The 21,341-nt window shown below is 71.4% G+C and carries 21 protein-coding genes; 9 read left to right on the top strand and 12 right to left on the bottom strand.

Annotated elements, in window-relative coordinates:
* Positions 1 to 98: 98 nt before the first annotated feature.
* From guaB to MTF69_RS12265, 3 genes are all read right to left on the bottom strand, one after another.
* Positions 99 to 1,613 (bottom strand): IMP dehydrogenase, encoded by a 1,515-nt coding sequence (gene guaB / locus MTF69_RS12275; protein ID WP_243333435.1) that lies wholly within the window; start codon positions 1,611 to 1,613, stop codon positions 99 to 101.
* Between the two features lie 125 nt (positions 1,614 to 1,738).
* The gene (locus MTF69_RS12270) at positions 1,739 to 2,368 is read right to left on the bottom strand and encodes a sigma-70 family RNA polymerase sigma factor (RefSeq protein ID WP_243333434.1); all 630 of its coding nucleotides are present in this window, start codon (positions 2,366 to 2,368) and stop codon (positions 1,739 to 1,741) included.
* Positions 2,369 to 2,758: 390 nt separating this feature from the next.
* On the bottom strand, positions 2,759 to 3,370 hold the full coding sequence (locus MTF69_RS12265) for a response regulator transcription factor (RefSeq protein WP_003948568.1): 612 nt from the start codon (positions 3,368 to 3,370) through the stop codon (positions 2,759 to 2,761).
* 379 nt (positions 3,371 to 3,749) lie between these two features.
* Between MTF69_RS12265 and MTF69_RS12260 the strand changes: the two genes are divergently transcribed.
* Complete coding sequence (locus tag MTF69_RS12260; protein WP_243333431.1) at positions 3,750 to 4,085, top strand: WhiB family transcriptional regulator; 336 nt, start codon at positions 3,750 to 3,752, stop codon at positions 4,083 to 4,085.
* Positions 4,086 to 4,351: 266 nt separating this feature from the next.
* Here the strand turns inward: MTF69_RS12260 and MTF69_RS12255 are convergent, their stop codons facing one another.
* On the bottom strand, positions 4,352 to 5,251 hold the full coding sequence (locus MTF69_RS12255; protein ID WP_243333430.1) for a LysR family transcriptional regulator: 900 nt from the start codon (positions 5,249 to 5,251) through the stop codon (positions 4,352 to 4,354).
* 79 nt (positions 5,252 to 5,330) lie between these two features.
* On the opposite strand from MTF69_RS12255, the gene MTF69_RS12250 reads away from it, so the two are divergent.
* From MTF69_RS12250 to MTF69_RS12240, 3 genes are all read left to right on the top strand, one after another.
* Complete coding sequence (locus MTF69_RS12250) at positions 5,331 to 6,008, top strand: MOSC domain-containing protein (protein ID WP_243333429.1); 678 nt, start codon at positions 5,331 to 5,333, stop codon at positions 6,006 to 6,008.
* Positions 6,009 to 6,017: 9 nt separating this feature from the next.
* Positions 6,018 to 6,791, top strand: a complete 774-nt coding sequence (locus MTF69_RS12245) for an SDR family oxidoreductase (RefSeq protein WP_243333428.1) — start codon at positions 6,018 to 6,020, stop codon at positions 6,789 to 6,791.
* 90 nt (positions 6,792 to 6,881) lie between these two features.
* The gene (locus MTF69_RS12240) at positions 6,882 to 7,580 is read left to right on the top strand and encodes an ester cyclase (RefSeq protein ID WP_243333427.1); all 699 of its coding nucleotides are present in this window, start codon (positions 6,882 to 6,884) and stop codon (positions 7,578 to 7,580) included.
* A gap of 95 nt (positions 7,581 to 7,675) precedes the next feature.
* Here MTF69_RS12240 and groL read toward each other — a convergent pair whose 3' ends face one another.
* The gene (gene groL / locus MTF69_RS12235) at positions 7,676 to 9,304 is read right to left on the bottom strand and encodes a chaperonin GroEL (RefSeq protein WP_243333426.1); all 1,629 of its coding nucleotides are present in this window, start codon (positions 9,302 to 9,304) and stop codon (positions 7,676 to 7,678) included.
* Between the two features lie 136 nt (positions 9,305 to 9,440).
* Complete coding sequence (gene groES / locus MTF69_RS12230) at positions 9,441 to 9,749, bottom strand: co-chaperone GroES (RefSeq protein WP_008739621.1); 309 nt, start codon at positions 9,747 to 9,749, stop codon at positions 9,441 to 9,443.
* Between the two features lie 1,003 nt (positions 9,750 to 10,752).
* Here groES and MTF69_RS12225 point away from each other — a divergent pair.
* The 4 genes from MTF69_RS12225 to MTF69_RS12210 are packed head-to-tail and all read left to right on the top strand — an operon-like array spanning position 10,753 to position 15,561.
* The gene (locus MTF69_RS12225) at positions 10,753 to 11,445 is read left to right on the top strand and encodes a response regulator transcription factor (RefSeq protein WP_243333425.1); all 693 of its coding nucleotides are present in this window, start codon (positions 10,753 to 10,755) and stop codon (positions 11,443 to 11,445) included.
* Positions 11,438 to 12,826 carry a HAMP domain-containing sensor histidine kinase gene (locus MTF69_RS12220; RefSeq protein WP_243333424.1) on the top strand — a complete coding sequence of 463 codons (1,389 nt, stop codon included), beginning with the start codon at positions 11,438 to 11,440 and terminating at the stop codon, positions 12,824 to 12,826. Before MTF69_RS12225 ends, MTF69_RS12220 begins: the two co-directional genes overlap by 8 nt.
* A gap of 57 nt (positions 12,827 to 12,883) precedes the next feature.
* Complete coding sequence (locus MTF69_RS12215) at positions 12,884 to 14,149, top strand: LCP family protein (RefSeq protein WP_243333423.1); 1,266 nt, start codon at positions 12,884 to 12,886, stop codon at positions 14,147 to 14,149.
* Positions 14,137 to 15,561, top strand: a complete 1,425-nt coding sequence (locus MTF69_RS12210; RefSeq protein WP_243333422.1) for an FtsW/RodA/SpoVE family cell cycle protein — start codon at positions 14,137 to 14,139, stop codon at positions 15,559 to 15,561. Before MTF69_RS12215 ends, MTF69_RS12210 begins: the two co-directional genes overlap by 13 nt.
* On the opposite strand, the gene MTF69_RS12205 is transcribed toward MTF69_RS12210, so the two are convergent.
* On the bottom strand, positions 15,552 to 16,436 hold the full coding sequence (locus MTF69_RS12205) for a polysaccharide deacetylase family protein (RefSeq protein ID WP_243333421.1): 885 nt from the start codon (positions 16,434 to 16,436) through the stop codon (positions 15,552 to 15,554). The genes MTF69_RS12210 and MTF69_RS12205 overlap by 10 nt on opposite strands.
* Positions 16,433 to 17,398 carry a polysaccharide deacetylase family protein gene (locus MTF69_RS12200; protein WP_374322838.1) on the bottom strand — a complete coding sequence of 322 codons (966 nt, stop codon included), beginning with the start codon at positions 17,396 to 17,398 and terminating at the stop codon, positions 16,433 to 16,435. The genes MTF69_RS12205 and MTF69_RS12200 overlap by 4 nt, the downstream gene beginning before the upstream one ends.
* 100 nt (positions 17,399 to 17,498) lie before the next feature.
* Between MTF69_RS12200 and MTF69_RS12195 the strand changes: the two genes are divergently transcribed.
* Entirely contained in the window at positions 17,499 to 18,677 is a 1,179-nt protein-coding gene (locus MTF69_RS12195; RefSeq protein WP_243333419.1) for a methyltransferase domain-containing protein, read from the top strand.
* Here MTF69_RS12195 and MTF69_RS12190 read toward each other — a convergent pair.
* The 4 genes from MTF69_RS12190 to rimI are packed head-to-tail and all read right to left on the bottom strand — an operon-like array spanning position 18,657 to position 21,322.
* Positions 18,657 to 19,310, bottom strand: coding sequence for a hypothetical protein (locus MTF69_RS12190; RefSeq protein ID WP_243333417.1), 654 nt, complete (start codon positions 19,308 to 19,310; stop codon positions 18,657 to 18,659). The two genes, MTF69_RS12195 and MTF69_RS12190, sit on opposite strands and share 21 nt — an antisense overlap.
* 53 nt (positions 19,311 to 19,363) lie before the next feature.
* Entirely contained in the window at positions 19,364 to 19,645 is a 282-nt protein-coding gene (locus MTF69_RS12185) for a hypothetical protein (RefSeq protein ID WP_243333414.1), read from the bottom strand.
* The gene (tsaD, locus tag MTF69_RS12180) at positions 19,642 to 20,811 is read right to left on the bottom strand and encodes a tRNA (adenosine(37)-N6)-threonylcarbamoyltransferase complex transferase subunit TsaD (protein ID WP_243333412.1); all 1,170 of its coding nucleotides are present in this window, start codon (positions 20,809 to 20,811) and stop codon (positions 19,642 to 19,644) included. Before tsaD ends, MTF69_RS12185 begins: the two co-directional genes overlap by 4 nt.
* Positions 20,804 to 21,322 (bottom strand): ribosomal protein S18-alanine N-acetyltransferase, encoded by a 519-nt coding sequence (gene rimI / locus MTF69_RS12175; protein WP_243333830.1) that lies wholly within the window; start codon positions 21,320 to 21,322, stop codon positions 20,804 to 20,806. The genes tsaD and rimI overlap by 8 nt, the downstream gene beginning before the upstream one ends.
* Positions 21,323 to 21,341 lie beyond the last annotated feature (19 nt).

The raw sequence follows: 21,341 nt of genomic DNA, 5'->3' as shown, positions 1-21,341 counted from the left end.
CCGGCGCGCCGCGTTCCGGTGACCGCTGTACGGACGCACGCACCGGGCACGCAGGAGGGGCGGGCCCGTCCGGGCCCGCCCCTCCTGCGATGCTCCGATCAGCCCTTGCGGCTGTAGTTCGGCGCCTCGACCGTCATCTGGATGTCGTGCGGGTGGCTCTCCTTGAGCCCCGCCGAGGTGATCCGGACGAACCGGCCCCGGTCCTGGAGCTCCGGCACCGTGCGGCCGCCGACATAGAACATCGACTGGCGCAGGCCGCCGACGAGCTGGTGCACGACCGCGGAGAGCGGGCCGCGGTAGGGGACCTGGCCCTCGATGCCCTCGGGGATGAGCTTGTCGTCGCCGCCCACGCCCTCCTGGAAGTAGCGGTCCTTGGAGAAGGACTTGCGGTCGCCGCGGGACTGCATCGCGCCGAGCGAGCCCATGCCGCGGTACGACTTGAACTGCTTGCCGTTGATGAACAGCAGCTCGCCCGGGGACTCCTCGCAGCCCGCGAGCAGCGAGCCGAGCATCACGGTGTCGGCGCCCGCGACGAGCGCCTTCGCGATGTCGCCGGAGTACTGCAGGCCGCCGTCACCGATGACCGGCACGCCGGCCGCCTTGGCGGCGAGCGAGGCCTCGTAGATCGCGGTGACCTGCGGAACGCCGATGCCGGCGACGACGCGGGTGGTGCAGATGGAGCCGGGGCCGACGCCGACCTTGATGCCGTCGCAGCCGGCGTCGATGAGGGCCTGGGCGCCGTCGCGGGTGGCGATGTTGCCGCCGATGACGTCGACCCTCGAGTTCGACTTGATCTTGGAGACCATGTCGCCGACCAGGCGGGAGTGGCCGTGGGCGGTGTCGACGACGATGAAGTCGGCGCCCGCCTCGATCAGGGCCTGGGCCCGCTCGTACGCGTCGCCCGCGACACCGACGGCCGCGCCGACGAGCAGCCGGCCGTCCTTGTCCTTGGCGGCGTTCGGGTACTTCTCGGCCTTGACGAAGTCCTTGACCGTGATGAGGCCCTTGAGGAGGCCGGACTCGTCGACGAGCGGCAGCTTCTCGATCTTGTGGCGGCGCAGCAGCTCCATGGCGTCCACGCCGGTGATGCCCACCTTGCCCGTGACCAGCGGCATCGGGGTCATGACCTCGCGCACCTGGCGGCTGCGGTCCGACTCGAAGGCCATGTCGCGGTTGGTGACGATGCCGAGCAGCTTGCCCGCCGGGTCGGTGACCGGGACGCCGGAGATCCGGAACTTGGCGCACAGTTCGTCGGCCTCGCGCAGGGTCGCGTCGGGGTGCACCGTGATCGGGTCGGTGACCATGCCGGACTCGGAGCGCTTGACCAGGTCGACCTGGTTGGCCTGGTCGGCGATGGAGAGGTTGCGGTGCAGGACGCCGACGCCGCCCTGGCGGGCCATCGCGATGGCCATCCGGGCCTCGGTGACCTTGTCCATGGCGGCGGAGAGCAGCGGGACGTTCACACGGACGTTGCGGGAGATGAGCGAGGACGTGTCGATGGCGTCCGGGGACATGTCCGACGAGCCCGGGAGCAGCAGCACGTCGTCATATGTGAGGCCGAGTGTGGCGAATTTGTCGGGTACCCCAGTCGAATCGCCGCCGTTCACAGTCATGACACCTTCCAAGATGGTCTTGCTCAGCGCGGATGTCCATGCTAACGGGATCCCGACGCGTCTCATTCCACGACGAAGATCGATGCCAAGATTCATATCTTCCTACGGGGAAAACCCCGTACGGCCTACTGCTCGGCGAGCGCACGGAGCCGGCTCAGCGCCCGGTGCTGGGCGACGCGCACGGCCCCGGGGGACATTCCGAGCATCTGCCCGGTCTCTTCGGCGGTCAGGCCGACGGCCACGCGCAGGACGAGGAGCTCGCGCTGGTTCTCCGGAAGGTTGGCGAGCAGCTTCTTGGCCCAGGCGGCGTCACTGCTCAGCAGTGCGCGCTCCTCCGGACCGAGGGAGTCGTCGGGCCGTTCCGGCATCTCGTCGGAGGGCACGGCGGTACTGCCCGGATGGCGCATGGCGGCCCGCTGGAGATCGGCGACCTTGTGCGCGGCGATGGCGAAGACGAAGGCCTCGAAGGGGCGCCCGGTGTCGCGGTAGCGCGGCAGCGCCATCAGGACGGCGACGCAGACCTCCTGCGCCAGGTCCTCCACGAAGTGACGAGCGTCACCCGGAAGTCGCGACAGGCGGGAGCGGCAGTAGCGGATGGCGAGGGGGTGCACGAAGGCGAGCAGATCGTGGGTGGCCTGCTCGTCGCCTTCCACCGCACGGCGTACGAGCGCGCTGACGGTACTGTCGCCGCTGTTCCGGGAGGCTCCGCTGCCGCCTGTGGTCGCGGGTGACCCCGGGGCCTCGTCGTCGCGCATCAATCCATGGTGCCTTGGCGCCGGAGTATTCGCGGCACCGCGGCCCGTGTTGTACGTCGAAGCGTTATGCGTCGACGGGTTGTGCGGGGTGGGTGCACCGGAACTCATGCTCTGGCCCCTCCCCTCCCGCTCGGCCGAATCGTCCCCGCGGCGACATCTCCAGGATGCGCCACACCCTCAAGCATGCGGCATCGCGCCCGAAGCGACACGTCCCCCGGATTGTGCACCGTCAATCCCCGGTGCGCACCAGGGTGCGGCGGATCGGACGGCGGGAGATTCCACAGGGCGGCCGGGGCCGCGGGGTCCGGCCGGGGCCGCGGGGTCCGGGGAGCCGGGCGGGCCGGCCCGCCGGCGGCACCGCCGGCCGGTGAGGGCCGGCGGCCCCTGCGGTCAGCGGACCAGACCCCAGCGGAACCCGAGTGCCACGGCGTGCGCCCGGTCGGACGCGCCCAGCTTCTTGAACAGCCGGCGGGCGTGCGTCTTGACCGTGTCCTCGGAGAGGAAGAGCTCGCGCCCGATCTCCGCGTTGGAACGGCCGTGGCTCATGCCCTCCAGCACCTGGATCTCGCGCGCGGTGAGCGTGGGCGCGGCGCCCATCTCGGCCGAGCGGAGCCGGCGCGGGGCCAGCCTCCAGGTCGGGTCGGCGAGGGCCTGGGTGACCGTGGCCCGCAGTTCGGCGCGCGAGGCGTCCTTGTGCAGATAGCCCCGGGCGCCGGCGGCGACCGCGAGGGCCACGCCGTCCAGGTCCTCGGCGACCGTCAGCATGATGATGCGGGCGCCGGGATCGGCCGAGAGCAGCCGGCGAACCGTCTCCACACCGCCGAGCCCCGGCATCCGTACATCCATCAGAATCAGGTCGGAACGGTCGGCACCCCAGCGGCGGAGGACTTCCTCGCCGTTGGCAGCCGTCGTCACTCGCTCGACGCCGGGCACGGTGGCAACCGCGCGACGGAGCGCCTCTCGGGCAAGCGGGGAGTCGTCGCAGACGAGGACGGATGTCATGACCGCCCTCCGCAGCTGCTGATGCGCGTCACCTTGAGCCTCCAGGCTGGTACGTATCGTCACCTGTGCGGTCGATGCTCCCGGACACATGTCCGAGAACTTCTTGGTTCAACCGCCTTCGCACTCTCAACGATGGTCACTCGAAAGAGTTACGGGTCGGACGGACACCTTCGGCACTCTACGTGAGGAAGCGAACACAAGGCAGGAGCCACTCACCGCGTGTCCTCCATCTGGCGTTATGCCCTATTTGGCGGCTTTCCTTCCGTTTGGCGCATGTCTGAGGCTAGATTCCCAATGAGTCATATTTACATCTACTACGACAGTAGGTGTGGAGACATGGACCGTATCCGCCTCAGTACCGGCACCAAGAGGACTACCAATGGCAGATTTCTCCCGCCTCCCCGGACCGAACGCCGACCTCTGGGACTGGCAGCTGCTGGCTGCCTGCCGCGGGGTCGACAGCTCCCTCTTCTTCCACCCGGAAGGCGAGCGGGGCGCGGCCAGGAGCGCGCGCGAGACCTCGGCTAAAGAGGTCTGCATGCGATGCCCGGTGCGTTCTGAATGCGCCGCGCACGCACTCGCCGTCCGCGAGCCCTACGGGGTGTGGGGCGGCCTCACCGAGGACGAACGCGAAGAACTGATGGGCCGCGCCCGCCATCGCCTGATCCCGGCGACGAGCGCGATCGGACCGAGCACGCCGATCACTCCGCACTGAGCGGGCTTCACACGAAACGACCGAAGGAACGTTTCTTCGATTTCACGCCGACGCGCAGCATCGGCACGCACAGCATCGGCACGCGCAGCACCGGCGCACACAGCACCGGCGCGCACGGGCGTGTCGCGTACCGGACCGGGCTGCCACCCGACCGGCCGTACCGCGGTACGGTCCTTCGCGTGGCGGCCCCGTCCGGCCACCCGGCCCATCCGGCACCACCGGCCGGCCGGCGCCGCCCGTCAGCGCTGCCCGACGGCGCCCCGGCGTCAGCGCCGGGCGGCCCGCTCCAGCTGGGCCAGGGTCGCGGCCACCGCCGGGACCCGGGCCAGGTCGGGCAGCGTCAGCGCGACGACCTCCCGCTCGACGGCAGGTTCCACGACGAGGGTGCTCACGCCCTTGGCCCGTACGGACTCGACCGCGAGCTCCGGCAGCACCGCGACCCCGAGCCCGGCCCCGACCAGGCCGACCACGGCCGGGTAGTCGTCGGTGGCGAAGTCGATGCGCGGGGTGAAGCCGACGGCTTCGCACACCTCCACCAGATGGCGGCGGCAGCGCGGACAGCCCGCGATCCAGGGCTCGTCGGCCAGCTCCGCCATGCCCACCCGCTCCGCCCCCGCCAGCCGGTGCCCCTCCGGCACCAGCCCGACGAGCCGGTCGGTCAGCAGCGGCCGGACCACGAGGTCCTCCCACTCGGCCGCCGACCCGGAGGCGCCGCCGTAGCGGAAGGCCAGCGCGAGATCGCAGTCGCCCTCGCGCAGCATCTCCACGGAGCGCGGCGGCTCCGCCTCGACCAGCGAGATCCGGGTCCCCGGGTGCTCGGCGCGCATCGCCGCGAGCGCGGTGGGCACCAGCGTGGAACTGCCGCTGGGGAAGGAGACCAGCCGGACCCGGCCGGCGCGCAGCCCGGCGATGGCCGCGACCTCCTCCTCGGCGGCCGTCAGACCGGCGAGGATCCCGGCGGCATGCCGGACCAGCGCCTCACCGGCCTGGGTGAGCCGCATTTCGCGCCCGGTGCGGATCAGCAGCGGGGTGCCGGCGGACTGCTCCAGCGCCTTCATCTGCTGGGAGACGGCCGGCTGGGTGCAGCCGAGCTCGCGGGCGGCGGCGGAGAAGGACCCGGTTCCGGCGACAGCGCGCAGAACTCGGAGATGGCGTGCCTCGATCACCCCTCGAGCATAAGGGGCACTTTGATGTCGGCGCGAATAATCCAGGACCACTTTGGGTCGGCTCGGCTAGCGTGGATCCATGCATCTGATCTCCGTGAACCTGGGCCGCGCGACGGCCGTCGACTACACCGACGCCCCGGACGGGCGCACCGGTCACGGCAAGGTTCCGGTGCCGGGCCCCGTACGGGTCTTCGCGCCCGGCCCCAAGGGCGTCGGCGCGAGCGGCGTGGAGGGGGACGAGATCTGCCATCTGCGCCATCACGGCGGGGACCACCAGGCCGTGTACGCGTACGCCCGCGAGGACCTGGAGTGGTGGGAGGGCGAGCTCGGCCGCGAACTGCCCGGCGGGATCTTCGGCGAGAACTTCACCACCTCCGGCCTCGACGTGAACGGCGCGCTGCTCGGCGAGCGCTGGCGGGTCGGCCCCGACCTGCTCCTGGAGGTGGCCTCGGCCCGCATCCCGTGCCGGACCTTCCAGGGCATGCTCGGCGAGAAGGCCTGGGTCAAGCGGTTCACCCAGGAGGCCCGGCCGGGCGCCTACCTGCGGGTCCTGCGGGAAGGCTCGGTCTCCCCCGGCGACACCATCGAGGTCGTGCACCGCCCGGACCACGAGGTGACGGTGGAGTTCTGGTTCCGCGCCTTCACCACCGAGCGGGAGCTGCTGCCGCGCACGCTGGCGGCGGGCGACGCACTGGAGCCGGAGGCTCGGGACAAGGCGCTGGCCCACGTGGAGAAGTACGGCAAGCAGGGCGACTAGGTTGCGCCTATGACGACTGCGTTGATTACGGGATCCACGGCGGGCATCGGCGCCGCCTTCGCCCGGCGGCTCGCCGCCCAGGGGCACAACCTCGTCCTGGTGGCCCGGGACACCAAGCGGCTCGGCGAGCAGGCCACCGAGCTGCACGACCGGCACGGGATCGAGGCCGAGGTGCTGGCCGCCGACCTCTCCACCGAGGAGGGCATCGCGGCGGTCGAGGAACGCCTCGCCGACCGCAAGCACCCGGTGGACCTGCTGGTGAACAACGCGGGCTTCGGCAACAAGGGCCGTTACCTCGAGGTCTCCATGGCCGACGAGCTGACCATGCTGAAGGTCCACATCGAGGCCGTGCTGCGGCTGACCTCGGCGGCCGTGGAGCCGATGCGCTCGCGCGGGCGCGGCGGCGTGATCAACGTGGCCTCGGTGGCCGCCTTCCTGCCGCGCGGCACCTACGGGGCGAGCAAGGCCTGGGTCGTGCAGTTCACCCAGGGCGCGGCCAAGGACCTGACCGGCTCGGGCGTACGGCTGATGGCGCTGTGCCCGGGCTTCGTGCGCACCGAGTTCCACGAGCGGGCCGGCATGGGCACGGACAACATTCCCGGCTGGATGTGGCTCGATGCCGACAAGCTGGTGGCGGCGGCCCTGGCCGATCTGGCGCGGGGCAAGACGGTGTCGATCCCGGACCCGCGGTACAAGGCGCTGATGGGCGTGGTGAAGCTGACCCCGCGGGGGCTGCTGGGCGGGATGTCCTCGCGCACGGGGCGCAAGTACGGCCCTCAGTGACCGGGCTCGTGGTGACCCCTGAGTAAACGCGGCATATCGGTGAAATCTCCCTAGACTGGATGTGTCCCATCCAGCGCGGGAGGCGACGCGATGACATTCGTACAAGTGATCGACTACGAGACCAAGCGCTTCGACGAGATGAACAGTCTCATCGACCGCTATGCCGAGCAGACCGCCGGCAAGCGCACGGTCACCCACACTCTCATCGGCAGGGACCGCGACTCCAAGACCCACTACGTGGACCTCGTCGAATTCCCCTCGTACGAAGAGGCCATGAGGAATTCTCAGCTCCCGGAAACCGACCGGATGTTCCAGGAGATGGTGGCGCTCTGCGAAGGCATGCCGAAGTTCATGAACCTCGACGTGGTCCGCGACGAGTACCTCAACAAGCTCGTCGTGAACCGGTTCTTCGAGGAGGTCCTGGGCAAGGCCAACTTCGACGCCGTCGAAGAGTGCATCGCGGCCGACTACGTCACCCACGACATCATGGAGCGCACCGGCGAGGGCAACGGCCGCGAGGGACTCCGCAAGACCGTCGGCATGTGGCAGGGCGCCTTCGACATGAGCATCGACATGACGCGCCAGATCGCCGAGGGGGACTGCGTCACCACGCTCTGGGACTGGAAGGGCACCCACAAGGGCGAGTTCATGGGGGTCGCACCGACGGGCAAGGAATTCAGCATGTCGGGCTGTACGACCTGCCGGATCGAGAACGGCCAGATCGCCGAGGACTGGTGGTACTACGACGCCCCGGGCCTGATGCGCCAGATGGGCATGATGCCCGGATAGCAGACGGGAAAGCCCCGGTCACCACCGCTTGGCAGCGGTGACCGGGGCTTGCCGTACTTACTGGCCGTACTTACCGGCCGTGCTTACTGACGAGGTCAGTGGCTGTGGCCGTGGCCGTGGCCGTGACCGGCGTCGGCCTCTTCGTCGGCCGGCTTCTCGACGACCAGGGTCTCGGTCGTGAGCAGCAGCGACGCGATGGAAGCGGCGTTCTCCAGCGCGGAGCGGGTGACCTTGACCGGGTCGATGACGCCGGCCTTGACCAGGTCGCCGTACTCGCCGGTGGCGGCGTTGAAGCCCTGGCCCTTCTCGAGCTCGGCGACCTTCGCGGTGATGACGTAGCCCTCGAGGCCGGCGTTCTCGGCGATCCAGCGCAGCGGCTCGACGGCGGCGCGGCGCACGACCGCGACACCGGTGGCCTCGTCGCCCGACAGGCCGAGGTTGCCCTCGAGCACCTTCACGGCGTGGACGAGAGCGGAGCCACCGCCGGAGACGATGCCCTCCTCGACCGCGGCGCGGGTCGCCGAGATGGCGTCCTCGAGACGGTGCTTCTTCTCCTTGAGCTCCACCTCGGTGGCGGCGCCGACCTTGATGACGCAGACGCCGCCGGCGAGCTTCGCCAGGCGCTCCTGCAGCTTCTCGCGGTCCCAGTCCGAGTCGGTCGACTCGATCTCGGCCTTGATCTGGTTGACGCGGCCGAGGACCTCGTCGGAGGAGCCGCCACCGTCGACGATGGTGGTGCTGTCCTTGGAGATCGTGACGCGGCGGGCGGAGCCCAGTACGTCCAGACCGGCCTGGTCGAGCTTGAGGCCGACCTCCTCGGCGATGACGGTGGCACCGGTGAGGGTGGCCATGTCCTGGAGCATCGCCTTGCGGCGGTCACCGAAGCCGGGCGCCTTGACGGCGACGGCGTTGAAGGTGCCACGGATCTTGTTGACGACGAGGGTGGAGAGCGCCTCGCCCTCGACGTCCTCGGCGATGATCAGGAGCGGCTTGGAGGCGCCGGCCTGGATGACCTTCTCGAGCAGCGGCAGGAGGTCCTGGATGGAGGAGATCTTGCCCTGGTTGATCAGGATGTACGGGTCATCGAGGATGGCCTCCATACGCTCCTGGTCGGAGACCATGTACGGGGACAGGTAGCCCTTGTCGAAGGCCATGCCCTCGGTGAACTCCAGCTCCAGGCCGAAGGCGTTGGACTCCTCGACGGTGATGACACCGTCCTTGCCGACCTTGTCCATCGCCTCGGCGATGAGGTCACCGACCTGCTGGTCCTGCGCGGAGAGCGCGGCCACGGCGGCGATGTCGGACTTGTCCTCGATCGGACGGGCGGTCGCCAGGAGCTCGTCGGAGACGGCCTTGACCGCGGCGTCGATGCCCTTCTTCAGGGCGGCCGGGGAAGCACCCGCGGCGACGTTGCGCAGACCCTCGCGGACCAGCGCCTGCGCCAGGACGGTGGCGGTGGTGGTGCCGTCACCCGCGACGTCGTTGGTCTTGGTCGCGACCTCCTTGACGAGCTGCGCGCCAAGGTTCTCGTACGGGTCGTCGAGCTCGACCTCACGGGCGATGGTGACGCCGTCGTTCGTGATGGTCGGAGCGCCGAACTTCTTGTCGATGACGACGTTGCGGCCCTTGGGGCCGATCGTCACCTTCACGGTGTCGGCAAGCTTGTTGACGCCACGCTCAAGGGCGCGACGGGCGTCCTCGTCAAACTTGAGAATCTTCGGCATGGGAGCGGTTCAGCCCTCTCGTTGCTATCCCCGGCCGCTCACCGCGACCGCCTGTCTAGAACGAACTACGCCCCTCGCCGCCCGGCATCAGCAGGGGTGACCAGGGGCGTAGCTCAAAGCAAAACTGGAGAAGTGATTACTTCTCGACGATCGCGAGCACGTCGCGGGCCGAGAGGACGAGGTACTCCTCGCCGTTGTACTTCACTTCGGTGCCGCCGTACTTGGAGTACAGGACGACGTCGCCGACGGTGACGTCCAGCGGGAGACGCTGGCCGTCCTCGAAGCGACCCGGGCCAACCGCGAGGACGACGCCCTCCTGGGGCTTCTCCTTCGCGGTGTCCGGGATGACCAGGCCAGAGGCCGTGGTCTGCTCGGCGTCGAGCGGCTGGACCACAATGCGGTCCTCAAGCGGCTTGATGGCAACCTTGGAGCTGGTGGTCGTCACGATCCGACCTCCCCCTTCGGAGATCCGGGGTTAACTGTCTGAGGTGGCGACCAGGTCGATCCGTCGTCGCGGGTGCCGGATCTGCCTGTCGCTGTGTTGGCACTCACCAGGGGCGAGTGCCAGATGCGAGACTATTCCGGGGATTAGCACTCGGTCAAGCGGAGTGCCAATACGCGCCGCTGGTTTCGCAGCCTTGGCCGCCTGGATGCGCCTCGGAACCCGACCCCTCGGGGCACCCCCGAGCCCCCCGAATCCCGCGGCGCCGTTGCCGGGGACCAGTCCCCGGGCCCCTGCGCCTCAAACGCCGGCGGGGCTGGGGTGGTGTCGGCGTGGCCGTGGCTGCGGGGGTGGGCCGGTGCCGGGGTCGGGGTGGGGTGTCGGCCTGGACTGCATGATTTAGGCGCCCTCTGTTCTACTCCGACAGGGCGCGGGCTGCACCTGCGCCACAAATCACGCTTTACGTCCAGGCCGACACCCCACCCCGCCCCCGTCCCCGGCCCGGCGCAGCCAATTCAGCCGTCCGGCGTTTGAGGACCGAGGTCTGGGGCGGAGCCCCCAGGGGTCCGGGCGCAGCACGGGGCCCCTGCTTTCAGCCGTCCGGCGTTTGAGGCCCGGGGTCTGGGGCGGAGCCCCCAGGGGTCCGGGCGCAGCACGGGGCCCCTGCTTTCAGCCGTCCGGCGTTTGAGGACCGGGGTCTGGGGCGGAGCCCCAGGGGGGCCGGGCGCAGCCCGGTACCCCCTTCCAGCCCGTCCGGCGTTTGAGGACCGGGGTCCGGGCAGAGCCCGGGGAACGGGGGAAGGGCGGGTAGGGGACTTCGCCCCGCAGGGCCGACTCGGCCGCACCCGCCCACCGGGCCCCGCGCCGGGACTGCGGTGGCGAGCACCCCGCCCGGCCGCCGCCGGACGGAGTCCGGCGCAGCGCGGCGGAGCCGGGGAGGCCCGCCAGGGCTGAGCCGCGCGAGCGGCGCGTCAGGGAGGTCTGCCCGGTATGTGACGCTTGGGGCATGCGGATCCTGGTCGTCGAAGACGAAGTCAGCCTCGCCGATTCACTGCGGCGCGGCCTCTCCGCCGACGGCCACTGGGTCGACCTCGCCCACGACGGCCACCGCGGCCTGGACCTGGCGCTCACCGGGGGCCCGTACGACGTGGTCCTCCTCGACCTGATGCTCCCCGGCCTCTCGGGCTACGAGATCTGCACCCGGATGCGTTCTCACGGCGTCGCCACCCCCGTGCTGATGCTGACCGCCAAGGACGGCGAGTACGACGAGGCCGAGGGACTGGACTCGGGCGCGGACGACTACCTGACGAAACCGTTCTCCTTCGTCGTCCTCGCCGCCCGCCTCCGCGCCCTCACCCGCCGCGCCGCCGCCGCGGGCGACGCCGCCCGGCCCGGCGTCCTGCAGGCCGGCGACCTCGTCCTCGATCCCCGCGGCCGCCGCTGCCGCCGCGGCACGCACGAGATCGAGCTGACCGCACGCGAGCTCGGCGTCCTGGGCTGCCTGATGGAGCAGCCCGGCCGGGCCGTCGCCAAGCAGGACATCCTCGACGAGGTCTGGGACGCCCCGCACGTCATCGACCCGAACATCGTCGAGGTCTACGTCTCCTCGCTCCGCCGGAAGATCGACGCCCCCTTCGGCCGCCGCTCGATCCTCACCGTGCACGGCACCGGCTACCGGATGGCCCCGGACGGTGGTTGACCCCCTGCCGGGGCCCGGGCGGCCCCGCCGCCTCGGCAGCCTTCGCGCCCGCGCCGCCGCGGCCGCCGCCCTGGCGATGACCGCCGTCCTGGCCGCCGGCGGGCTGTGGCTCTACACCCTGCTGCGCGCCAACCTCATCGAGAACACCACCGGCCGCACCGAGCTCGCCGCCCGCAAGGTGGCCGCCCAGTACGACACCGGGGTCCTCCCGGGCGGCGGCCGGCTGCCCGCGCCCGAGGGCGGGGTCGACCTGGTCCTCGTACGGAACGCGGCCGGTACGGTCGTGGCCACCAGCGGCGACCTGAAGGACACCCCGGAGCTCACGGAGCTGAGCCCCGCGCCCGGTCAGGACATGCGGTCGGCCGTCCTGCCGCCCGCGCGCCCCGGCGCACAGCGGCGCGTGGTGGTCGCCGTGGACGCGCCCGGCCCGCCGGGGGCACACGACCCGCACACCGTCTACGCCGCGACCGTGCTCGGCGACGTCGACGACGCCAACCGGGCCGTCGCGCTCGGCCTGCTGGCCGGCGCGCCCCCGCTGATCGCCTTCTCGGCGGCCCTGGCCTGGTGGGTGACGGGCCATGCGCTGCGCCCCGTCACCGCCATCCGCACCGGGCTGGCGGCGGTCACCGGGAGCGAGCTGGACCGGCGGGTCCCGGACCCGGGCGGCGCCGACGAGATCGCGCAGCTGGCCCGGACGGTCAACGACACGCTCGACCGGCTGGAGCGCAGCGACGCCCGGCAGCGGCAGTTCACCGCCGACGCCTCGCACGAGCTGCGCAACCCCCTGGCGGCCGTCCGGTCCCGGCTGGAGGTGGCGCTGCGGGACCCCGGCCGGGAGTCGGTGGCCGCCGCGCTGGCCGATACCGAACGGCTGCAGGACATCGCGTCCGACCTGCTCCTGCTGGCCCGTCTCGACGGCGGGCCCGCGCCGCGCACCGAGCCGGTGGACCTCGCGCTGCTCGCCGCCGAGGACGCGGCGCGGCGCCCGGAGCCCGGGGTTGCGCTACGGCTGGACGCGCGGGCCCCCGTACCGGCCGCCGGGGATCCGGCGCGGCTGGAGCGGGCGCTGGCCAACCTGGTGGACAACGCCCTGCGGTACGCCCGTACCGGGGTCGTGGTCCGGGCCTCGGCCGAGGACGGCTGGGCGCTGCTGGAGGTCACGGACGACGGGCCGGGCATCCCGGAGGCCGACCGGGACCGGGTCTTCGAGCGGTTCGTACGCCTGGACGCGGACCGGGGCCGGGCCGGTGGCGGCACCGGCCTGGGGCTGGCCATCGCCCGGGAGATCGCCCGGGCGCACGGCGGTGAGGTCCGCGCGCTCCCCGCGCCCGCCGGCGGCGCCCGGCTGGTGCTGCGCATGCCCGCCTCAGCCCGCCCCTGAAGGCGCCTTCAGGACCCTCAGGGTTCCTTCAGCACCGCTCCCCCAGCATCGACAGGCATGAGCGCCCACCGCAGGAAGACCCGTGAACCGAAGTCCCCGGCGCCCGTGTCCCGCCGCCGCAGGCTCACCCGCACCCTGCTGGCGTCCGGCTGCGCCCTGGTGGTGCTCGCGGGGGCGAGCGCCTGGTACCTGTACGACGACCTCGCCTCCAGCATCGGCAGCTCCAAGGCCCTGGAGGGCGCCGAGAAGTCGAAGTACGGCGATGTGAACATCCTGCTGATGGGTCTGGACAGCCGCCGGGACCAGAACGGCGAGGACCTCCCCCCGGCGGTCCTCGACAAGCTGCACGCGGGCGCGAGCTCCGACGTCGGCGGCTACAACACCAACACCCTGATCCTGCTGCACGTCCCCGCCGACGGGGGCAGGGCGAAGGCCTTCTCGGTGCCGCGCGACGACTTCGTCGAGCTGCACGGGGTGCCCGGGTTCACCGGCAAGGCCAAGATCAAGGAGGCGTACGGGCGGGCGAAGGCCAAGGTCGAGGAGCAGCTCGCCGCCAAGAGGGTCAAGGACCGGCGGCAGCTGGAGCGCGAGGGGCGCGAGGCGGGGCGCAAGGCCGAGCTCGAGACGGTGCGCACCTTCCTGGGCGTGCCGATCGACCACTTCGCCGAGCTGAACCTGGCCGGTTTCTATCACCTCGCGGACGCGCTGGGCGGCGTACCGGTGTGTCTGAAGAAGCCGGTGAAGGACAGGTACTCGGGGGCCGACTTCCCGGCGGGTCGCCAGACGCTCGACGGGCAGCAGTCGCTGGCCTTCGTACGGCAGCGGCACGGCCTGACCATGGGCGACCTGGACCGCACGAGGCGGCAGCAGGCGTTCCTGGCGGGGGCCACGTACAAGCTGAACCAGGCCGGGACGTTCACCGATCCGGTGAAGCTGATGAGGCTGATCGACTCGGCGAAGCAGGACGTCGTCACCGACCGGGGATGGGACCTGCTGTCGTTCGTGAAGCAGGCGAAGAACCTGTCCGGGGGCAACGTGGAGTTTGTGACCCTTCCCATCGAGCGCTTCGGCAGGAACCAGGGCGCCGAGATAAACGTCGTAGACGATATGAAGATAAAGCGGTTCATAGCCGAGCGGATCGGGCCCGGGGCCACTGCGAGCCCGAGCGCGCCTGGCGCCGCTCCCTCCTCACCGGGCGCGCCGCCCGCCCCGCAGGGCTCCGCCCCGGGCTCCCCCCGGAGCTCCGCGCCGGCCCCCGCACCGTCCCGGGACAGCAGCGGAACCCCCGCCCTCGATGGCGGCGGCGTCCCGTGCGTGGACTGAAACCCCTGACCACGGCGGGCGCGCGCCGCCGCACGGAAGCACTGCTGCTCGTCCTCGTCCTCGCGGTGACCGTTTCCGGCCACATCAGCGCCGGCCTCGCGATGAACGACGAGCTGCCGTCCGGTCTCACCGGCTTCGTGGTCAGCATGACGCTGCTCGCGCTGGTGGGGCACCTGGCCGTGCGCCGGTTCGCGGCGTACGCGGATCCGCTGGTCTTTCCGCTGGCCCTGCTGCTGACCGGGCTGGGGCTGGTGCTGCTGCACCGCCTCGACCAGGGGTACCTCGACCGGTACAACTCTCCGGCGGTGGCGCCCGGCCAGCTGATGTGGACGGTGATCGGCGTCGCGGCCTGCATCGCGGTGCTGGGGCTGCTGCGCGACCACCGGCTGCTCCAGCGGTTCATCTACATCACGATGGTCGTGGCGCTGGTGGCGCTGATCGCGCCGGCCTTCTTCGGCGCGGACACCTACGGGGCGAAGCGCTGGATCAAGTTCGGCGGGCTCTCGGTCCAGCCCGGCGAGTTCGTGAAGATCATGATCGCGGTCTTCTTCGCGGGCTACCTGGTGATCCACCGCGACGCGCTGGCCCTGTCGGGCCGCAAGTTCCTGGGCATGCGGCTGCCGCCGATGCGCCAGCTCGGCCCCCTGGTCACGGTGTGGATCATCTCGCTGCTCGTGCTGGTCTTCGAGCGCGACCTCGGCACCTCGCTGATCTTCTTCGGCGTCTTCGTGGTCATGCTCTACGTCGCCACGGAACGCACCAGCTGGATCGTCTGCGGCCTGGTTCTCGCCTCGGCGGGCGCCTTCGTGGTGGGCATGACGGAACCGCACGTCAAGGCCCGCGTGGCCGCCTGGCTGAACCCGCTGTCGTACTACTGGAAGGACCGGCCGCCGGGCGTCATCTCGGACCAGTCTGCGCAGGCCCTGTTCAGCTTCGGCACGGGCGGCGTCTCCGGCACCGGCCTCGGCATGGGCCACCCCGAGCTGATCAAGTTCGCGGGCCGCAGCGACTTCATCCTGACGACGGTGGGCGAGGAGCTCGGCCTGGCCGGGGTCATGGCCGTCCTGATCCTCTACGCGCTCCTCGTGCAGCGCGGGCTGCGGATGGCGCTGGGCGCCCGCGACCCCTTCGGCAAGCTGCTGGCGGTGGGCCTGTCGTCGGCCCTCGCGCTCCAGGTCTTCGTGGTGGCGGGCGGCGTCACGGGGCTGATCCCGCTGACGGGCAAGGCCCTGCCGTTCCTGGCCGCGGGCGGCTCGTCCCTCCTGGCCAACTGGATCATGATCGCGCTGCTGCTGCGCATCTCCGACAGCACCGAAAGACAGCGCGAGGCGGACGCCCGGGGCCCGGTGGAGACGACGATCACCCCGCGGGCCGCCGGGCCCGAACCCCAGCCGGCCGCGCCCTACACATAGTCCTCCAGCCGGCCGATCCGGTAGCCCTGCTCCTGTATCCGCCGGAGCATCCGGGTCGTCATCTCGGTCTCCGTCGTGCCCTTCAGCTCCGAGGGGCCGCGGAAGTGGGCCAGGATGATGTCACCCGGTTCGAGGGCGGAGCCCTCGGCGTACTGGAAGTTGTTGATCTGCATCGACACGCGCCACAGGAGGAGCTGGGATATCCCGCACTCGTGCGCGGCCCTGAGGGTGTCGTCGTTGTGATTGCCGTACGGCGGGCGGAAGAGCGTCGGCCGCTTGCCGAAGCGCGTCTCCAGGCGTTCCTGCTGCCCGCATATCTCCTTCTTCTGCGCCTCGAAGGACAGGGTCCGCAGGTTCGGGTGCGTCAGGGTGTGGTTGCTTATCGTGCTGCCGGAGCCGTTGTCGCGGAGCTTTTCGAAGTGGCCGTAGTCCGACGAGGCGATGCTGTCCGTCAGGAACATGCTGATCGGCAGCTTCAGATCGGCGGCCATCGTGAGGAACTCGGGGCTCTTCTCGGCGCCGTCGTCGAACGTCAGGAAGACGACCTTGTCGTCCGCCGGGACGGGTATTCGGTCGATGACCTGGACCCGCCCCGCCTTGGCCGGGGGGATCCGGGGTTTGACGGCGGGCCTCGGCGCGTACTGCAGGGGGCCGCCGAGGCCCCATTTCTTGTACGCCTCGTCCGCCGCGGCCGTCGATCCCTTGGCCACCGCGGAGGGGGAGGCCGCCCCCGAGGGCGACGGAGTCGCCCTGGCCTCCGTGGTCTTGCGCCCCAGCCGTTCGATGGGGTCCACGCTGGCCCCGCACCCCGCCAGGGACAGCGCGAGCGCGCCGGCCGTCAGCGTTCCGGCTACGAACCGGCGCGCGTGCTTCACAAGTAATCCTCCAGGCGGGCCACGGCATAACCCTTGTCCGTGACGGTCTTCATGACGTGACGGATCATGTCAGTCATGCTGCCCTTCCAGTCTTCCTTGCCCCGGAAGTGCGTGAGGATGATGTCCCCGGGGTGCAGGTCCTTGTCCCACTCCCGCCAGTCCATCCGGTTCGGGAAGGCCTCCTCGTTCCACAGCGGAACGGCCTTGATCCCACAGGACTTGGCCGCGCGCAGCGTGTCCTCGTTGTAGTTCCCGTACGGCGGCCGGAAGAGCGTCGGCCGCTTGCCGAACGTCTTCTCGATCGTGTCCTGCTGTCCGCAGATCTCCTGGCGCTGCTTCTCGTAGGAGAGCGCCGGCATGTAGCGGTGGTTGAGCGTGTGGTTGTTCAGCGTGACGCCCGCCGCCTGCATCTCCTTGAAGTACGGGTAGTTGTCCCGGACCAGGTAGTCGCTCAGGAAGGCGGTGTACGGGAGCTTCAGCTCCTGCATCATCTTCAGGAACTCGGGGTCCTTCTCGGCCCCGTCGTCGATGGTCAGGAAGACGACCTTCTCCTCCGTGGGGATGGTGGTGAAGACCGGGGGCAGCTCGTCCTGGCCCTCGACCTCGAAGCCGTCGCGGGTGGTGATCTCCGGCTTCTCCTTGGGTGCTTGCGGAGCGACGAGCGGCGGCTTGGCCAGCCCCCACTTCTTCGCGGCCACGACCCTCGCCTGCTGAAGGGCCTTCAACTTCTCGGCGTAGGTGCCGAGCGCGCCGGCCGCGCCGGCCTGCTCGCCTGCGGCGCCCGCGGCGGCCTTCGCCTTGGCGGCCTTGTCGGGCGTCTCGGACCCGCCGGCTCCGCAGCCCGTGCCGAGTGCGGCGACGAGCAGTGCGGCCATCGCGGCCGTACCCAGCCGGCCGCGCGTGACTGCCGCGATCCGGTGACCGTGTTGCGTCTTATGTTCCTTTTGTCGGACTAGCTGCATAGTTCGGGATCCTTACACCCTTCACGCGCGCGCCCCGGGCGACACCGCGAAGGGAATCCGACCTTCCTCCGAGTGGCCCACCGTGGCCGACAATGGACCCGTGACCCCCGAAGACTTCGCCGCGCTCCTCTCCCCCGAGGGCCACGCCCTCCTCGACTCGCTCCGGGACTACGACCCCGCCCAGGAGCTCGCCGTCGCCACCCGGCTGCGCCGCGAACACCCCGCCGCGCTGGTCTCCGCCGCCCTCGGACAGGCCCGGCTGCGGCAGCGCGCGGTGGCGAAGTTCGGGGCCGAGGACGCCCTGCGGATGTACTTCACCCCCGGCGGCGGGGAGATGGCCACCCGCGCCTCGGTGGCCTCGTACCGCGCCGAGCGGCTCGCCGCCCTGGGCGTACGGAGCCTCGCGGACCTCTGCTGCGGGATCGGCGGGGACGCCCTCGCCCTGGCCCGGCTCGGCATCCGCGTCCTGGCGGTGGACCACGATCCGCTGACCGTCGCCGTGGCGCGCGCCAATGCCGAGGCCCTGGGACTGGCGGAGCTGATCGAGGTCCGGGAGGCCGATGCGACGGAGGTCGACACCGCGGGCTACGACGCCGTCTTCATCGACCCGGCCCGCCGGGGCGGGCGGGGCAGGATCTTCGACCCGGAGTCCTACTCCCCTCCCCTGTCCTGGGCGATCGCCACCGCCCGCTCCGCGAAGGTCGCCGCGATCAAGATCGCCCCCGGGATCCCGCACGAGGCGGTGCCCGCCGAGGCGCAGGCCGAGTGGATCTCCGACCAGGGGGACGTGAAGGAGGCCGTGCTGTGGTTCGGGACGGCCCCGGGCGAGATCCGCGCCACCCTGCTGCCCGGCCCGCGCGCGCTGGCGACCGCCGATCCGCTGCCCGACCCCGAGGCGGGTCCCGTCGGCCGCTACCTCTACGAGCCCGACGGCGCCGTGATCCGCGCCCACCTCGTCGCCGAGGTCGCCGAGCAGCTGGGCGGGCGGCTGATCGACCCGACCATCGCCTACATCACCGCCGACGAGCTGCACGAGACCCCGTACGCGACCTCGTACGAGATCACCGACGTGCTGCCGTTCGGGCTGAAGAAGCTCAAGGCGCTGCTGCGCGAGCGCGGGGTCGGCATCCTCACGGTGAAGAAGCGCGGCTCCGCGATCGAGCCCGAGGATCTGCGCAAGAAGGTGAAGCCGCAGGGCCCGAACTCCGCCACGGTGTTCCTGACCCGCGTCGCCGGGGCCCCCTCGATGCTGATCGGGTCACCGACCGTCCGCCCCTGACGGCACGCCGGCCCCTCCGCCGAAGACGCGCAGCGCCCATCGGTAGTGCGCGCCCGCCTTGCCGAGGCCCAGCAGGGCGGTGATCCACAGGATCATGCCGAGGCCCATGGTGTAGGCGACCTCTCCGTAGGTGTCGGCGCCGGGGCGGGCCGTCGCCGCCGACGCGAAGGCCACCCAGAGTCCGAGCCCGCCCAGGGCGAGGGAGGCCAGCAGCCAGATCAGGCTGCGTCCGGGCGCGCGTACGGCGGCGTCCACGGGCGGGTCCCGGTCCAGCTCCGCCCAGGCGCACAGCAGCCGGCGCACCTGCCGGTCCCGCTTGGCGCCCCAGGCGAACCAGAACCCGGCCGGTATCAGCACGCCCACGCCGAGCGAGGCGAATATCAGGCCGAAGAGGTAGGAGAACGGGTCCCCGGTCTCGATGGCCATCAGGGCCATGCCGACGAAGGTCCAGCCCAGGGCGAAGACAGCCGAGACCGACCAGAGGAGCAGGAGCCGGCCGAAGCCCAGACTGCGCCGCCCGAGCTCCCCCAGGAACCGGGCGCGGTCGGCCCGTACGGCCCGGACGGCGTGCTCGTCGAACCAGGCGCGCAGGTGCGCGGGAGGGGGCGGCGGCGGCAGGTCACGGCGGGGCATGCGCATGACCATATCCGCACGCCACGGGGCCCGGCGGGCCGCCGGACGGAGCCTCAGCTCCCGCCCGGCTCCCCGACCTCCACCGATTCGAAGCGCCAGCGGTGGACCGCCCGCGTGATCAAATCGGCTGCGGGCTCCGGCAGTTCGGGCAGTTCGGCGCCGATCCCCTCGGTGGTCTCCCACCAGGTGATGACGAGCACCCGGTCCTGAGGGGCGCTGAACACCTCGCGCCGCACCGGGTCTTGGGCCAGGATCTGCGAACGGGCCCACTCCAGCAGCTCGTTGGCCCGGCCGGGCACGGACCGGGCCTCCCACATCAGCGCGACGGTGCTCACGAGTACAGGTTGTCCTTGCTCAGCTCGTGCACGTGGTCGTGGTCGTGCGCATGACCGTGCCCGTGACCGTGCCCGTGGGCGTGCCCGTCGCCGCCGCCGTCCCCGTGAGAATGGCCGTGGGAATGGCCGGGAACATGCGGGTCGGTGACCGGAAGCGAGGAGTCCGCCGACAGGTCCCAGTCCGAGGCGGCCCTGTTCCGCTTGACCATCTCCGCGCCCAGCGCCGCCACCATCGCGCCGTTGTCCGTGCACAGCCCCGGGCGCGGCACCCGCAGGATGATCCCCGCGTCGTCGCACCGCTCCTGGGCCAGCGAGCGCAGCCGGGAGTTGGCCGCGACCCCGCCGCCGATCATCAGGTGGTCGACGCCCTCGTCCTTGCAGGCGCGGATCGCCTTGCGCGTCAGCACGTCCACCACGGCCTCCTGGAAGGAGGCCGCCACGTCGCGCACCGGCACGTCCTCGCCCGCCTTGCGCTTCGCCTCGATCCAGCGGGCGACCGAGGTCTTGAGCCCGGAGAAGGAGAAGTCGTACGGGGCGTCGCGCGGACCCGTCAGCCCGCGCGGGAAGGCGATCGCCTTCGGGTCCCCCTCGCGTGCGAGCCGGTCGATGACCGGGCCGCCGGGGAAGCCCAGCTGCAGGACGCGCGCGATCTTGTCGAAGGCCTCGCCCGCCGCGTCGTCGATGGTCGCGCCGAGCGGCCGTACGTCGGAGGTGATGTCGGGGGCCAGCAGCAGCGAGGAGTGCCCGCCGGAGACCAGCAGCGCCATCGTCGGCTCGGGCAGCGGCCCGTGCTCCAGCTGGTCGACGCAGATGTGCGAGGCCAGGTGGTTCACCCCGTACAGCGGCTTGCCCAGCGCGTACGCGTAGGCCTTCGCGGCGGAGACGCCCACCAGCAGGGCCCCCGCGAGGCCGGGGCCGGCGGTGACGGCGATGCCGTCGAGGTCGCGGGCGCTGACCCCGGCCTCCTTCAGGGCGCGCTCGATGGTGGGGACCATCGCCTCCAGGTGCGCGCGGGAGGCCACCTCGGGCACGACCCCGCCGAAGCGGGCGTGCTCGTCGACGCTCGACGCGATGGCGTCCGCGAGCAGCGTGGTGCCGCGGACGACGCCGACGCCGGTCTCGTCGCAGGAGGTCTCGATGCCGAGGACGAGCGGTTCGTCAGCCATGGGTCGTCTCACCTTGCAGGGGTACGGAATCGGGGAGTGCGGAATCGGGGAGTGCGGAGTCAGGGTCCGCGGGGTCGGACATGCGGCGCATCACGAGGGCGTCCACGTTGCCGGGCTGGTAGTAGCCGCGCCGGAAGCCGATCGGCTCGAAGCCGAAGCGCGCGTAGAGCTTCTGGGCCCGGACGTTGTCGACCCGCACCTCCAGCAGCACCTCGGCGCACTCGAACGCGGTGGCGGCGCGCAGCAGCTCGGTCAGCAGCCGGGCGCCGAGCCCGGTGCCCCACTGGTCGCGGGCCGCGGCGATGGTCTGTACGTCGGCCAGGTCCCCGGCGGCGGCCAGCCCGGCGTAGCCGACCAGCCGGCCGGCCTCCTCCGCCACGAGGTAGCGGCGCGTGGCGCCGGGGCCGCGGGCGTGCGCCAGCTCGGACCAGAACATCCCGGCGGACCAGGCGTCCTCGGGGAACAGCTCGTGTTCCAGCTCCAGCACGGGCCCGATGTCCCACCAGCGCATCTCGCGCAGGGCGACGGCT

This window comes from Streptomyces sp. AP-93 (assembly GCF_022808175.1).
Taxonomy (GTDB): domain Bacteria; phylum Actinomycetota; class Actinomycetes; order Streptomycetales; family Streptomycetaceae; genus Streptomyces.
This window is presented reverse-complemented; position numbering and strand designations above follow the sequence as displayed.